General features: G+C 46.4%; 10 protein-coding genes. 4 read left to right on the plus strand and 6 right to left on the minus strand.

All coding sequences use genetic code 11. From position 1 onward, the window contains the following. The first annotated feature begins 193 nt into the window (after positions 1 to 193). Positions 194 to 655: a transcriptional regulator gene (locus R4537_RS00005; RefSeq protein ID WP_071178906.1), complete on the plus strand. Its 462-nt coding sequence runs from the start codon at positions 194 to 196 to the stop codon at positions 653 to 655. Between the two features lie 214 nt (positions 656 to 869). On the opposite strand, the gene R4537_RS00010 is transcribed toward R4537_RS00005, so the two are convergent. Then, a complete protein-coding gene (locus tag R4537_RS00010) occupies positions 870 to 2,846 on the minus strand; it encodes a replication initiator protein RctB domain-containing protein (RefSeq protein WP_029628349.1) in 1,977 nt (658 codons plus the stop codon). Positions 2,847 to 4,078: 1,232 nt separating this feature from the next. Between R4537_RS00010 and R4537_RS00015 the strand changes: the two genes are divergently transcribed. Together R4537_RS00015 and R4537_RS00020 are read left to right on the plus strand one after the other, a co-directional pair. Next, on the plus strand, positions 4,079 to 5,296 hold the full coding sequence (locus tag R4537_RS00015; RefSeq protein WP_000817991.1) for an AAA family ATPase: 1,218 nt from the start codon (positions 4,079 to 4,081) through the stop codon (positions 5,294 to 5,296). 7 nt (positions 5,297 to 5,303) lie between these two features. Beyond that, positions 5,304 to 6,275, plus strand: a complete 972-nt coding sequence (locus R4537_RS00020) for a ParB/RepB/Spo0J family partition protein (RefSeq protein WP_000985775.1) — start codon at positions 5,304 to 5,306, stop codon at positions 6,273 to 6,275. 58 nt (positions 6,276 to 6,333) lie between these two features. Here the strand turns inward: R4537_RS00020 and R4537_RS00025 are convergent, their stop codons facing one another. Continuing rightward, positions 6,334 to 7,365 (minus strand): polyamine ABC transporter substrate-binding protein, encoded by a 1,032-nt coding sequence (locus R4537_RS00025; protein WP_000846699.1) that lies wholly within the window; start codon positions 7,363 to 7,365, stop codon positions 6,334 to 6,336. Positions 7,366 to 7,586: 221 nt separating this feature from the next. Between R4537_RS00025 and R4537_RS00030 the strand changes: the two genes are divergently transcribed. Further along, entirely contained in the window at positions 7,587 to 9,605 is a 2,019-nt protein-coding gene (locus tag R4537_RS00030) for a GNAT family N-acetyltransferase (RefSeq protein WP_071178907.1), read from the plus strand. Positions 9,606 to 9,765: 160 nt separating this feature from the next. On the opposite strand, the gene R4537_RS00035 is transcribed toward R4537_RS00030, so the two are convergent. From R4537_RS00035 to R4537_RS00050, 4 genes are read right to left on the minus strand one after another with little or no spacing between them, the layout of a single operon-like run. Then, entirely contained in the window at positions 9,766 to 11,148 is a 1,383-nt protein-coding gene (locus R4537_RS00035) for an ABC transporter ATP-binding protein (RefSeq protein ID WP_071178908.1), read from the minus strand. Continuing rightward, the gene (locus R4537_RS00040) at positions 11,145 to 11,936 is read right to left on the minus strand and encodes an ABC transporter permease (protein WP_057558395.1); all 792 of its coding nucleotides are present in this window, start codon (positions 11,934 to 11,936) and stop codon (positions 11,145 to 11,147) included. The genes R4537_RS00035 and R4537_RS00040 overlap by 4 nt, the downstream gene beginning before the upstream one ends. 1 nt (position 11,937) lies before the next feature. Further along, positions 11,938 to 12,894 (minus strand): ABC transporter permease, encoded by a 957-nt coding sequence (locus tag R4537_RS00045; RefSeq protein WP_071178909.1) that lies wholly within the window; start codon positions 12,892 to 12,894, stop codon positions 11,938 to 11,940. Further along, a complete protein-coding gene (locus R4537_RS00050) occupies positions 12,887 to 14,419 on the minus strand; it encodes an ABC transporter substrate-binding protein (RefSeq protein ID WP_071178910.1) in 1,533 nt (510 codons plus the stop codon). Before R4537_RS00050 ends, R4537_RS00045 begins: the two co-directional genes overlap by 8 nt. Positions 14,420 to 14,427 lie beyond the last annotated feature (8 nt).

Genomic DNA, 14,427 nt, shown 5'->3' on the forward strand with positions numbered 1-14,427 from the left:
GCGTTATTTAGCCGTAAAACGTACCTGTTCCCAGATATTCTATTGACCTTCTCCCTTCCCTGTTAAGAGCATCTGGCAAACATCGCCATCGTGAACCACACTACAGGAATGAAAAGCATCATAAGCCACGTGGTTTGCTTCAGATCTTTGATCTTATGAGATCAACTCTTGTTTGATAACAGGAACTTACGGTATGAATGAACTAGAAAATTGGTTAAAAACCATTCATCACTGGTATCAAAATAGCGATTGTTCTGCCGTCGCTAAACTACAGCCTCTGATTTTTGGTGCACCGCAAGCACTCTGGCAGCCAGAGCTCAATCAAACGCAAAGCAAAGCGATTGCCTGCTGGCTTGATGCCTGTTTGCGTCAATTTAAGTTTTATCGCGAGACGGATACCGAGAAGGCCTTGCAATATCTCAATTTGGCTTACGGTCGATTCCAGCTCTGTGCCGCTCAACCTGAATGTGACTTGGAGTTGAAATCTTGGTGTTTGTTACGGATGCAACAGCTAATGGTGCTGAGTCTTGAGCATCTCAACCATCAAGTCGGGGGAGAATCTCAATCTCGCGAATTGATCGATGCCCATGTGCGATTTATGGCGTTTCATGCTTGGAACGATGATCAAGGAACTCGAGATCCGATGCGCGGATAGTCGGAATCGAAAGCACTGAGTAGGAGTTTTGCCAAAACGTAGGCAAAAAAAGAGCGAGCTATTTAAACTCGCTTAAAACATATGAGCCAATCTACAATTCATTAGATATGACAAAAGGTTGTCTATTCGCGAAAGAGTGTATCGGCGGTTATCTGGTTAAATGTCAGACTGTTGTCAGGTTTAAGTCACAAAAACCAACCCCAGTTCATTTAAGCTAGGCACCAGCCGCCATCTCATCTAAGGCTCGATACACCGTCTCGTCAATGTGTCCATCTAGAACTAATTTACAGACTTTACGGCGCACCGCTAAACCTGCGATCAATTTTTCGATCGACAGGTGCTTACTTTCATTTTGGCTGTTATAGAGCTCAAGCAACTTACTCAAGGTCGGGTATTGGAGAACATCATTTTCGACACGTAGCCAATCTAGCTTGTCTATGAGCTCTACACACTCTTCTTTGATTGATGAAGGGGCATGTCCAGTCATCGCCGCTAAAGCCGTTATACTGCGTTCTAGCGCTTCTGGAGAGGTATAACGCGATAGAGTAATGGTGATTTCATCGGCATTGATCTCGACAAGATGTTTACGTAGCTTCACACGACGGCCTAATCGGCCTCTCGGCGAAGGGGCTTTGCGCTGAATAGGTTCAAATTCACCATCAATGATGCTCGATAGCTCGGCTAACTTCTGCTTGGAAACCAGCTCGTTGCGTAAAGGGTTTGGCAACGTCGGAGCCATATTGCGTTTACCTGCGTTGGTGGTTTTGGCTCGTGAATAGCGCAGCACCTCTTCGACATCACATTTGATATCGACTTGGTAATCGACCACTTTGCCTTTCTCTACGATGCTTTTCACTGTTAAGTGGTATCCCCACAAATTGACCACAAACAGATCCTCACTCCCCTTCCCTTCGGAGAGACGACGAAGCTCACGGATCAGATCCATAGAAAAACGTCGCCATTCGATGTTTCTGGCCAATTTTTGGTTGAGTTCACTGAGCATCATGACATCGGAATGACGACGAGACATTCGGCTACGGAAATAGGAATAGAGCTGAAATACCAAAGTATGCTGTTTCAAGATCTCCGGTGGAAACAGGAAGAAATAATCTCGTGTTAATAATTCTTCAAAAAACGAAGGTTCCCAAACCAGAATATACAGATTGGGTTTGATGCGGATCTCGCCATCACTGCCTTCCACAGGTGCCTCTTCGGAAGCGGTGATAGTGCGCGCTAAAAAGCGAAAACGATCGCTTTTAAAACCTTCGGGCATATTCTCACTGAGCCAACGGCCCGTCAGTTCATGCAACTGAAAATCGGTAAATTCAATACGATCAATACTGTCACGAATTGAGTCACGTGCTGGGCCGCTGTCTTTTTTGCCACGCAAAGAGAGAATATCAGTGATATACAGCGGTGTTTTGTTTGGTGCTTGTTTGGCATTGAAATGGTAATCATCTTGGTGATGATCATGGTACTGCACTGTTAAAGTGAATAAGGCAAACAAAGTCATGAGATCGTCGACCGTCATGATGTTTTTAGACGATCGTGTTTCAATCACAGCGCGAGTACCCGATATTGAAACCATGGATTTTTGGTAACTTTTGCGGGTTCTTGGGGGGGCTAATGCTTGATCTATGATCCCAGCCCAGTTGGTGGGGGATACCACAAACTGCTCTGCTTCATCTTTCATCGCTGGTGGTGTATTTAAACCATGCTCATGCAGCAAACGTTGATTGACTTGTGTCTGCGCTAAGGCTTTAGAACGCTTCTGTTTTTCATTTTGTTTAACAGATTCAGTAACTAAGCTGGTTGAACCAAGTACAGAGATCAATTGGTTGGGGTTAATGAAACGATGGAGCATCGTTTTTCCGGCCAGCCCTTCTTCAAAACGCACTGGGATCTGTTTGAATAATCCGACGGCCACAGCCGCTCTTAATCGCTGCTGAATAGCTGCACGCGTAAGCTGCCCATCCGTTGCATCAATCAGTTCAGTGGTTGAGACTAGGCCATCCTTACTGCGTAATCCACGCAGTGAGATAAGATTTAAGAGTTCAACGATGCTTTTCGTGACACCTTTAAAGTGTTGATACTGTTCAATCCAGTCAATCGCTGCTTCAGAGACTTCAAAAAGATGACCATCTTTATGAGTTCTAGGTAATTTGATCAATCGTTTTTCTTCTGAGCTCATGGTTAGATCCGTATCACACTTGCCGTAATATCACTATAGTTCCAAGAGAATAAAGAAAAAGAGATCATAAATAAAGAAAAATTTGTTGTTTTTAAATAACTGATCTTTTTGATTTAAATGATTAAATATGATTAGAGTGATCTAATGATCTGCGCTGTTTCTTGCATCTAAGTGATTGTAATTAAATGGTAATATTTTTAGTGCTTCAGAAGCATGATCATGTTCTGTGTGAAACCATGATCAATACAAGATCGTAAGCATGATCATTTATTCCTTTAAGCATGATCATCTACAAATAGAATCAATGATCAACGTAGGCGACTAAGCATGATCAAGGTACTCACACAGTTTATCCACAAGCTGAGTGGGTTGTACCAAAATTAATGGTGCTATCGACATTCCGTTGCGCTCTCATTGCCACGGACAGATGATCAAGAGACGACGATTTTTTGGCCATATTTCAGGTAATACCCGTGACTTACGTTTCCAATTGACATTTTCAGCGCTATACCGTTTTGCCTAAGATGCTGATGTAAGATAATGAAAGCATGATCATGGCTGTTATTCTGCTTATCTCGTTTTGATTAGCACGAGTATTGATAGGTTGTTTTTCATCACTGACGAGTCAAAGCCTTACTCTGCCTGACATTGACCGTAAGTTGATGATGAATTTACATGCTTCCGTCTCAATTGACCTCTTGATCATCGATCCGATTGAAGATCTTCAATTGTCGATTCTCTTGCGTCGATTTATAGCCATGACGGGCTCTTGATCATGTTTCCTTAACCCCCTATTTTTTACGGAAGAATGATCAAGATGGCGCTCTTGATCATCGTTGCAGTGATGTCCATTCACTGAGGAAAGATAGGAATTTTCTTATCTCGCTTGAAACCTGTGTATTATTTAAATCAAAATTGCATTCACCGTAACTTAGTGAGGTGGTTTAATCGTTCCGCTTATGGCACGCTGTTATTTCATCATCATCACTTCAAAACGAGGCTTTACATTGTAAATAAGTGACGTTGTAATATTTTAATTATCTTCGTCTTATCGAAGAATTACAGGCCATTTAAAAACTAGTTTTATGCCCAACTATGTTTGTTTGGTATCAATTTTCTGTTAATACTCCAATATGTGTGATTTTAATTCATCGTTTAGTGTTCACCTTTTTGTTGTTATAAATAAGTTATGCTGTACAATTTGTTTAAAGCCCGAATAATGGAAATTGGCAATGAAAAGAGAACAAACGATAGAGAATCTCTACCAGCTTGCACTACTTACCCAACAGGTGCAGGCGGATCGTATAGAGATTGTATTAGAGGAACGTCGTGATGAACATTTTCCTCCAATGTCTAAAGCCCTTATGGAAACTCGCTCTGGTTTAACCCGTCGCAAGCTTGATGAGGCTATCGCTAAGATGGAAGAGGCAGGGCATCAATTTACCAAAAATAACGCGAACCACTACTCTATCTCCCTTTCTGAAGCGCATATGTTGATGGACGCCGCTGGCGTACCTAAATTCTATGAACGCAAAAAAAATAATGAGAATAAGCCGTGGGTCATCAACGTACAAAACCAAAAGGGTGGTACGGGGAAATCGATGACGGCGGTACATCTTGCTGCTTGTTTAGCGCTCAATTTAGATAAGCGTTACCGTATCTGCTTGATTGACTTAGATCCACAAGGTTCGCTGCGCTTGTTCTTGAATCCGCAAATCAGTCTGGCAGAGCACACCAATATCTATTCAGCGGTTGATATCATGCTCGATAATGTGCCTGATGGGGTTCAAGTTGACACTGAATTCTTGCGTAAAAACGTGATGTTGCCGACTCAATATCCGAACTTGAAAACCATTTCTGCGTTCCCTGAAGATGCGATGTTTAACGCTGAGGCTTGGCAATATCTCTCACAAAATCAATCACTAGATATTGTTCGCTTACTCAAAGAGAAGCTTATCGATAAAATTGCCAGTGATTTTGACATCATCATGATTGATACAGGTCCACACGTTGATCCACTAGTGTGGAATGCGATGTATGCCTCGAATGCGTTGTTGATCCCTTGTGCGGCGAAGCGATTGGATTGGGCTTCCACGGTCAATTTCTTCCAACATTTGCCCACTGTGTACGAAATGTTCCCTGAAGATTGGAAAGGGCTCGAATTTGTACGTTTGATGCCAACCATGTTTGAAGATGACAACAAGAAACAGGTGTCGGTACTGACCGAAATGAATTACTTGTTGGGGGATCAAGTTATGATGGCTACCATCCCGCGTAGCCGTGCGTTTGAAACCTGTGCGGATACTTACAGTACCGTTTTTGATTTGACCGTTAACGATTTCGAGGGCGGTAAAAAAACCTTGGCGACCGCTCAGGATGCGGTACAAAAAAGTGCTTTAGAGCTAGAGCGCGTACTTCATTCATATTGGTCTTCACTGAATCAAGGGTAAGTAACTTATGGCAATTAAAACTTCTGAACTGAACGCAAAGCTGTTTGGAAAGGCGGATAAACGCCGCGCAACGACGCCTGCTGAAGCGCAATCTGCGGTGAAAGCACAAGCACAGATGATTGAGTTGGCTGTAGCGGGTGAAGAGGTTGTGACCTTTGAACTGATGCGAATTCCGGCAGATGAAGTGGCGGAAAAAACCGTTGTGTTTGCTCAAAATGCCCGTGAACAAGCGTTTTTAACCGAACATGCTTTGGCTGATGTACTGACCACATTGCGTGAGCGTGGCCAGCAATACCCTGCCGTTGGCCGTAAAACTGCAGATGGCAAAATCGAAGTGCTCGATGGTAGCCGTCGTCGCATGTCTTGCATCCTGGCGGGCAAAGAGTTTTTGGTGTATGTGGCTGAAAATATCAATGCTGAGCATGCTAAGTTTTTGTCTGATGTCGCGAATGCGCATAAGCCTCTTTCTCTGTATGAGAAAGGTAAAGAGATGCAAGCCAAGCTCGATAGTGGTGAGGCGGAAGACCAAAAAGCGCTTGCCAAAATGTTCCAGTGCAGTGAGGCGTTGGTTAGTGGTGCCTTAAAAGCAGCCGCTTTACCGCTAGAGCTTTTACAGGCGTATCCGAGTGTTGTAGAGCTTGGGCGTCCTACTATCGTTAAATTACATAAACAGTTTAACGAGCTGAATGAGGCTCAGCGTGAGCAACTATTAGCGAAATGCCATCAAGAAAATGGTTTCGTGTGGCAGCAATCTCAAGCTCAAGGAGTGGCGCGTATTACCAAAGAAGTCACGGAAACCATCGAAAGCTGGATTCAGGATGTATTACCTCCTAAACGCATTGAAACACCTAAGGTTGAGCTTATCAAAGGTCGTGCCAGTTATGCTCGTAAAGGCAGTAATTTGGTGCTGAATTTGAAGAAAATTGATGATGAGCTAATGCAAGATATTCTTGATTTTGTGCAACGCAAGCTAAACTGAGTCGACCTAAATAACAAAGCCCGCAGATGCGGGCTTTGTGCGTTTTAGAGACGAGCTCTTATTGGTTTCTTAAGCGCTGCCAGTATTTCTCATAAATCGCTAGCGTCTCTGGGCCGACATCGTTGGTGAATTCACCTTTCTTCATATCTTCATCTGATGGGAAGATTGTCGGGTTATCGCGCAATTCTGCCGGTAAGATTGCACGGCCACCTTTGGTTGCAGAGGCATAACCTAAGGTTTGCACAATCTCAGCTTGGTTTTCTGGTTGGTACATGAAGTTGATAAACTTGTGTGCCAACGGAATGTTCTTGCTGCCTGAAGGAATGGTGAAGTTATCCATCCACAGCACTGCCCCTTCTTCAGGCATAACGAATTTCAGCTCAGCCATTTCCACTTGGCCTTGGTAGGCGTTGCCGTTCCACTGCATGCCCAGTGTTGCTTCGCCAGAAACGTAAGGCACGTGTGGCGCATCTGAGTTATACAGCAATACGTTTTTCTTCAGCGCCACCAGAGATTCGTACGCTTTTTTGATTTCCTCTTCATTTTTGGTGTTGATACTAAAGCCATTAAGCTTCAATGCCATACCAAACACGTCGCGGATATCGTCGATCAGCATGACTTGCTGTTCGTATTGCTTGTCCCACAAATCAGCCCATTTTGTGATGCCGTTAGGCAGGGTAGAAGAGTTGTAATAAAGACCGGTAATACCCCAAATGTAGGGGAGTGAGAATTTGTTTTGAGGATCGTGCGCCAGTCCTAATACGGTTGGCATTGCATCTTTCATGTTCGGGATTTGGTTATGATCGATTTCTGCTAGCAGCCCTTCACGTCCCATTTTTTCGATAAAATAAGCGGACGCAAATACGACATCATACCCTGTACCTTTTAGAAGCTTGAGTTTGGTATACATCGACTCATTATTCTCAAAGGTTGAATAGTTAATAGTAACGCCTTCTTGTTTTTCAAACGCTTTTAGTGATTTCTCTGGTAGATAACCACCCCATGCGTAAACGTTAAGTGTCTGATTTGCATAAACCTGAGAAGAGGCAACAACGGCAGAAAGCACCAATCCTTTAATGAAAGTTTTCATTGCATTTTGATTCCTTTTTAACCCAGCCCAATGCCGGGGTTCGAGTGCATAATTAGTGAATTTTTTGCTGTGATAAAGCAAATATAATTTGTCGTTAAGAAAAAATATTTTAGCCTTCTGTTAACAAATGTTTCCCCCATCTTATGATGCCTTTCAAGGTTTTACAGCGATCGGTTTGGCTTGTGCTAACATGGCACATCATATTTTGAATATTGCTCGTTATGACTCAGCCAATCACCTATTTATTACAGCTTCAGCAGCTCGCCAAGCAAGGACAGACTCGCTTTGGCTGTTGGCTGCGTGGTGATGCACAGTGGCAGCATCACTTACTGAAAACACTTGTTCCGCACTTTGCCGAACAACCGATATTGATGTTAGGACAAACTGAGCTTGAGGGTGTGACTTGTGTCGACTATCGCCAAGGTCAGCAATGGTTAGGGCGAGAATGCCAACTCCTGATCGTAGATTTAACACAAGGTTGGGATGCCAATAGCTTTAATGCGGTGCTGGGTACCTTGGTGGGCGGTGGATTACTGTTGGTGGTTGGCGAACCGACTACCCTCAACCATTGTGCACGAGTCTGGCTAGAGCGCGCTTGTCATCGCTTGCTTGTGATTACGCCACAAACGGTGCCGGCTTTACCCCATTCGGCTTCGGTTACGCGAACGAATACCGAACAAACTTATACCGAACAAAGATTGGCGATCGACAGCATCATTAAAGTCGTGACTGGGCATCGCAAGCGTCCTTTAGTGCTGACTGCCGATCGCGGGCGTGGAAAAACCAGTGCGCTAGGATTGGCGGCCGCTGAGCTGATGTCATCGCGCTCTATTCATATTGTGGTGACAGCGCCTACTTTGGCTGCTGTGGAGCCGCTGTTTGTGCATGCCCAGCGTAAATTGCCACAAGCCCATCGCCAGCGCGGTGATTTGCAAACGGAACAATCAAGCTTACGTTTTATGGCTCCGGATGAGTTACTGCGCACTCAACCTGAGTGTGATTTATTGTTGGTAGACGAAGCCGCCGCGCTGCCGTTGCCATTTTTAAAACGCTGGGTGGAGCACTATCACCGCGCGGTATTTTCTTCGACCATTCATGGCTACGAAGGGTGTGGGCGCGGTTTTTCTCTGAAATTTCAGAGTTGGTTGCAAGTACAGCGCCCGCAGATGCGTTCACTGCATCTTGAGCAGCCGATCCGCTGGGCGGCGAGAGATGCGCTGGAACAGTGGCAAAATCAGGTATTTCTTTTACAAAGTGAGTTGCCTGAAGTTGCCCTAGAGCAGGCGAGAGAGCCACTGTCTTTTTCTTTATTCAGTCAGCCTGAGTGTGTGGAGCAACCTGAGCGATTAGCACAAGTGTTTGCACTTTTGGTCAATGCGCATTATCAAACCTCGCCTAACGATCTCTTTGCTTTACTGCAAGATGAAGCGATGACGTTGTTGGTCGCTTATCAAGGAGAGGTGTGCGTCGGTTGCGTTTTGGCGGTGCGTGAAGGTGAGTTAGACGCGCCGACGATTGAGGCGATTCAATTGGGAACGCGGCGTCCGAAAGGGCATTTAACCCCTGTGACTTTGGCGAATCAATTAGGAATTAGCCAAGCGGCGCGCCAATCTTGCTGGCGAATATTACGCATTGCCGTCCATCCCGACTGCCAACGCCAAGGTATGGGTAGCCAATTGTTGACCCATTTTATTGCGCAGCATCACGCGGATTATTACGCCACCAGCTTCGGGGTGAGTGAAGATTTATTGCCATTCTGGCTAGCTAACCACTTCGTTCCAATAAAACTCGGTTCACATCGAGATCAGGCCAGTGGTTGTTACTCTCTCTTGATGGTGCGCGGAGAGCATCTCGATTGGTTGGAGCAAGCCAAACAGCAGTTTAGTGCACATTGGATTTTTGAACTTAGTGATTCACTGCAGGCATTGGAGCCACAAATCATTCAACAGCTTTTGCCCTGTACTGTCGCATTGCCTCAACCTCAGCTCCCTTTGGAATTGATCGAGCGTTACGCGCGAGGTGGAGCGAATTACGAAAGCGTAGCGGTGTGGCTTTATGCTTGGCTACTGGCAACGGCTCCATCACTAGAGAGCCTATCTCCTTTGTTGATCAGTAAAATTCTGCAGCGTAAAAGTTGGGCGGCCTGTGCTGAGCAGTTTCAGTTAAGTGGGAAGCGGCAAGTCGAGCAAGCGGTGCGAACGGAAATCTTGGCTTTGCTAGCGAATTTACAGTGTAAATAGCCATTTCGATTATTGCTAAATAACTCCATCTCTGAGATAGAGGACAAGGGTAAGTAATATTTCATTTGCGTCAAACAATGATTGAATATTTACAGTGTAAATTAGCAATAAACAAACGAATTCATGAGGCCATTCGGCCCCATGAATGACAAAGCTCATCTTACAAATAGAGTACACGATGGCAGGTTTTCTCAAGGGCGAGCTTGTCGTGACTGATCAAGACCAAAGCGCAGCCGATCTCTTGAGTCAACTCGATGATTAATTGCAAGGTACTGGCCGCAGTGATGGGGTCAAGTCGCGAAGTTGGCTCATCGGCGACTAAGAGGGTTGGCCGCGTCAGTAAAGCGCGCAGAATTGCAAAACGTTGTAATTCTCCGCCTGAAACTTGATTGGCTTTGCGTGACAGTAAGCTGGGTGACAAAGCGAGGCGTTCCAGTAAACGAGGAATTTGGCGGCGTTCGACCGTATGCTGACGACACACATCTTCCAATAGTGTCTGTAAAGTGACGCTTTTTGCCAAGGCGCTGGGCGGATCTTGATAAAGTTTCAGTGCCTTACCGACAGGGATCGCTTGTGGGTGATGAATATAACCTTGGGTGGGCTTGAGTAACCCGAGTAATAGATCGGCAAGGGTAGATTTTCCGCAGCCGCTATCACCACTGATGCCAAGAATTTCTCCGGCGCTGAGGGTAAAACTCAGCGAATCAAACAAGCACTTCTCCCCGCGATGCATGGCGATATTGTCCACGGTCAACAGGGGCTCTCCTATTTTACTCTGCGGTATTGTTGGCCAATATCTGGGGTCAGCGCTAATCAGTGCCTTGGTGTAATCTGATTGAGGATGGCTCAACACTTGTTGGGCTGGCCCTTGCTCTTGAATAACACCTTTGCGCATCACAATGATGGTTCCACCGAGCTTTTCGGCAACTTCGATATCGTGAGTGATGGTTAACAACGCACCACGAGTTAATTGTGCTTGCAATAAGGCAATGATTTGATCGCGGCGGCTGGCATCTAAACCTTTGGTTGGTTCATCGGCGATAAGCAAAGGCGCCTGCGTTTGGGTGGCACACAAATAGGCGACGCGCTGCGCCATGCCGCCAGAGAGCTGATGTGGGTACTTGATCTGATCCTCATGAAGCGCCACTTGCTGAAAAGCGGAGTCGGTTAATGCTGCGCTAGCAGCGTGATTGCCCATCACCAAGCGATGCACCTCCGCCACTTGTTCGCCCGCGCGCATGATTGGGTTGAGTGCATGCCAAGGCTCTTGGGGCAAGACGGCAAGTTGTTTTCCCCATAGCGCTTCACGTTCTGCTTGAGTTCGCTGATGTTGATATTGGCCAAATAACGCAATCTTACCTTGGCTGCGCAGCCCTGCGGGCAAATTGCCAATAATCGCATTCGCCAACAAGCTTTTGCCTGATCCCGTTTCACCTAATATCGTCAGTGCTTGGTGAGCATGCAGTTCAAAGGACAAGCTTTCGACTAAGGTTTCTTGCGCAGTAGAAATCGCGAGTTGTTGTACAGAGAGGAGCGCGGTCACGATATTTTTCCTTTGGCCAGCAGTTGAAAACTTAACACTAAAATAAACACCACTAAGATAGGTTGGGCGAGTACCCAAGGGGCTTGGTGATAGTAGCGAAAGAGCTCCACCATCATCATGCCTAATTCCGCTTGGGGTGGCTTAAGTCCAACATAAAGAAAGCCGATGGAGGCGAGCGCTAAAATCGCGTTACCCGCACCAAAACAGGCCAGCGTGAAGAGATCTTCCCTTAGCTCAGGCCAAAGATGTCGGCGAAATAGATACCAAGCATTGAAGCCATACAATCGTGAGGCTTCAATTTGTGGCTGTTCAAGTAATGAGAGGGTTTTGCTGCGCACTACGCGGAAAAATTCCACCCATAACATTAAGGCAATAGCGAGATAGAGGATGAAAAAAGATCCCGGCACCATAGCGCCAAACAGTAACACCAAGATTAAACCGGGCATGGCCAGCAGCATGTTGAGTAGCCAAGAAAAGCCTCTATCCCACCAACCGCGTTTCCATGCTGCGACCACGCCAGTGACTAACCCCAGTAACGCGGAACTGCTTACGCAAGAGACGGCCATGGTTAACGAGGTCGCAATTGCAGAGCTTAAACGTGCGAAGTTACTGCGCCCATAGTGATCGGTACCCAGCGGTTCACCCCAACTGGGGGCGGCTAAAGCGCGATTGAGATCTTGTTTGGCCGGATCGCCGCCATACAGCAGATGTTCGATCAGCACGAGCATTACGAGCAAAATCAGCAGGCTCACTCCAAGCCATTGTGGTTTCGATAAGTGCAGTTTCATGTTAGGCCTCTGGTTGAACATGTCGGCTTAAACGTAGGCGAGGGTCTAATGCGTATTGGGCTAAGTCGACCAGCGTATTGAGCGCGACAAACAGTAATCCCATCACCAGTGCAGAGCCTTGGATCATTGGAATATCGCGTTGGAAAATCGCATGTGACAAGGCATGCCCCACACCGGGCCAAGAGAACAGGGATTCAATCATCACTATCCCTTCTACTAAGCTCACTGCCTGAATGCCGACAAATGCCATAACGGGAAGGGTGATATTACGCTGTGCGTGGCGCGTAAAGGCTTGCTCGTGATTCAAACCTTTCAAACGCGCGAAAGCGTAATAAGGGGATTGCAGCACTTGTGCGGTCGAGTTACGGATCATGCGACTCGACATTGCTGCCATACCCAGCGCTAAAGCCAGCGCAGGCAGAATAAGGAATTTGGGATGACCAAATCCAGCAACAGGCAACCAATTCAGTTGCAAGGCAAACAGGATGACAAGCCCCAGACCAATCAAAAATACTGGCTGCGCTTTAATCATGATTGAGGTGAGCAGGGCAAGGTTGTCTGCCCACTGATCGGTACGTTTTCCGCAATAGACCCCAATTGGGATCGCGATAAACAGCGAGAGTAGTGTTGCAGCACCTGCAAGTAAAAGGCTGTGTCCGAGATTATGCATAATCGCATTAATGACGGGTTCACTGCTGACCAGAGAATGGCCTAAATTAAGATGCAGTAAATCCCATAGCCATTGCAAGTAAAGCTCAAAAGCGGAGCGATCCAGCCCTAGCTCAGCACGCACTGCAAGCGCGGCGTCGGCATTGACATAATCATAGCCATAGCGACCTGCTGCAATGCGATAAGCCACATCACCCGGAATAAAGCGCATCAAAATAAAGGTCAGTGTGCCAACGGACCAGGCCACAAAGAGGGCCTGGTAAAAACGGTGAACAAGAATCTTAGTCATTGAAACTCATCTGCGCGACGCGGTAGTTAATTTCAAAGGGATCAAACGAAAATCCAGCGACTCGTTTATTGACCGACACAATCTGGCGGTAATAAGTCACAGGGATGAGCGGCATCTCATCAGCCAGTAATTGGGAGGCTTGGGCGGCCAATTGCTGATAACGCGCATTGTCTGATTCGGTCGAAAGCTCAGCCAGCAGTTGGCTAAACTGAGGTGATGACCAATTGGTTGGGCCCCAATCCGATCCTTGATGCGTTGCAAAATCACTCAAAAGCAGTGGCAGAGGATCGGAAATAGTACCGAAGTTGCGGGCAATCAAGGCCATTTCTAGGGTGCCATCATGATGTTTGGCGGGGATGGCACTTGAGTTATCAATCGCAATATCCACTTGAATGCCAATCTCTTTGAGCTGGGCTTGTAGCGCGGTGGCAATCAAAGGTAGTTCAGGGCGATCAGCATAAGTCAGCAATTGAACTCGGAACGCTTGGCCTTCTCGCTCCAGTAAACCTTGGTCATTGAGCGTCCAGCCTTGATTGGCTAGCAGGGTTTGCGCGGTCGCTAAATGACGTTGCGGCTGTGATTTTTCTGCTAAGTGCCAAGCTCCGAGTGCGGGAGAAAAGAGTTGATGCGCTTCTGATCCCGGTAACTTAAGTACCGATTGAGCAATACCTTCACGATTGATTGCCAAACTGATTGCTTGACGAACATCGGCGTGATTAAGCAAAGGGTGTTGGTTATTGAGTTTGATCAGAACCGTACGCGGCATCGACTCAATGTAGAGATCCAGATTGTGGCTCTGTTGCAAACTCGGAATGCTAATAGGGTCAAGGGTGTAGACCAGATCGGCTTGCCCAGTTTGTGCTAACAAAGCGCGGCTTTCTGAGCGATGGCCTGCCAGATAATTGATGGTTTCGATACTGGCGGGTTTACCCCAATAAGCGTTAAAGCGGATAACACTGGCTTTATGAGGCGCTTGCAATTGTGCGATTTGATAAGGACCCGTGCCTAAGAGCCGAATCACGTTACCACTGGCATCATAAGAGCTGGGGGAGGCAATTGCGAGCGAGTAGTGAGCAAGCACCGCCGCGAGCGGACGATAGACAGTATTAAGTTCAATCACTACTTGGTCGTTTTGCGCGGTAATCGCCTTGATCGGCACTTGTTTTATTACTCCCGGCTTACCTAACGCATGATTAAGAGCCGTCGCCGCCGCTTGTGCCGTCAATTGGCTGCCATCGTGAAATTGTACTTCAGGACGTATTTGGAAACGCCACACTAATCCATCATCACTTACCGTCCAGCTTTTGGCCAGCAAAGGGTACGGTTGTGAGTTCTCATTGATGCCAACCAAGGATTCAACTACTTGTAGACGCGAAAACAGGAATCCGTCCTTGGCTAAATCTTGGCTGTTAAACTCAAAGGGGCCTGAAATCTCCAGCGAACTCGGTGCAGGCTCCGTTTTCGTCAACCAAATCCCTGCGCCTCCTAGCGCTAAAATCAAACCGAATAACAACCTTTTTTTCATCAAAATGT

The organism is Vibrio paracholerae (assembly GCF_037672085.1).
In the GTDB taxonomy this organism is placed as follows: Bacteria; Pseudomonadota; Gammaproteobacteria; order Enterobacterales; family Vibrionaceae; genus Vibrio; species Vibrio cholerae.

What these genes read in the sequence shown, in the direction of transcription:
- R4537_RS00005 (WP_071178906.1), top strand. Translation starts at nt 194, where the DNA reads ATGAATGAACTAGAAAATTGGTTAAAAACCATTCATCACTGGTATCAA.
- R4537_RS00010 (WP_029628349.1), bottom strand. Translation starts at nt 2,846, where the DNA reads ATGAGCTCAGAAGAAAAACGATTGATCAAATTACCTAGAACTCATAAA.
- R4537_RS00015 (WP_000817991.1), top strand. Translation starts at nt 4,079, where the DNA reads ATGAAAAGAGAACAAACGATAGAGAATCTCTACCAGCTTGCACTACTT.
- R4537_RS00020 (WP_000985775.1), top strand. Translation starts at nt 5,304, where the DNA reads ATGGCAATTAAAACTTCTGAACTGAACGCAAAGCTGTTTGGAAAGGCG.
- R4537_RS00025 (WP_000846699.1), bottom strand. Translation starts at nt 7,365, where the DNA reads ATGAAAACTTTCATTAAAGGATTGGTGCTTTCTGCCGTTGTTGCCTCT.
- R4537_RS00030 (WP_071178907.1), top strand. Translation starts at nt 7,587, where the DNA reads ATGACTCAGCCAATCACCTATTTATTACAGCTTCAGCAGCTCGCCAAG.
- R4537_RS00040 (WP_057558395.1), bottom strand. Translation starts at nt 11,936, where the DNA reads ATGAAACTGCACTTATCGAAACCACAATGGCTTGGAGTGAGCCTGCTG.
- R4537_RS00045 (WP_071178909.1), bottom strand. Translation starts at nt 12,894, where the DNA reads ATGACTAAGATTCTTGTTCACCGTTTTTACCAGGCCCTCTTTGTGGCC.
- R4537_RS00050 (WP_071178910.1), bottom strand. Translation starts at nt 14,419, where the DNA reads ATGAAAAAAAGGTTGTTATTCGGTTTGATTTTAGCGCTAGGAGGCGCA.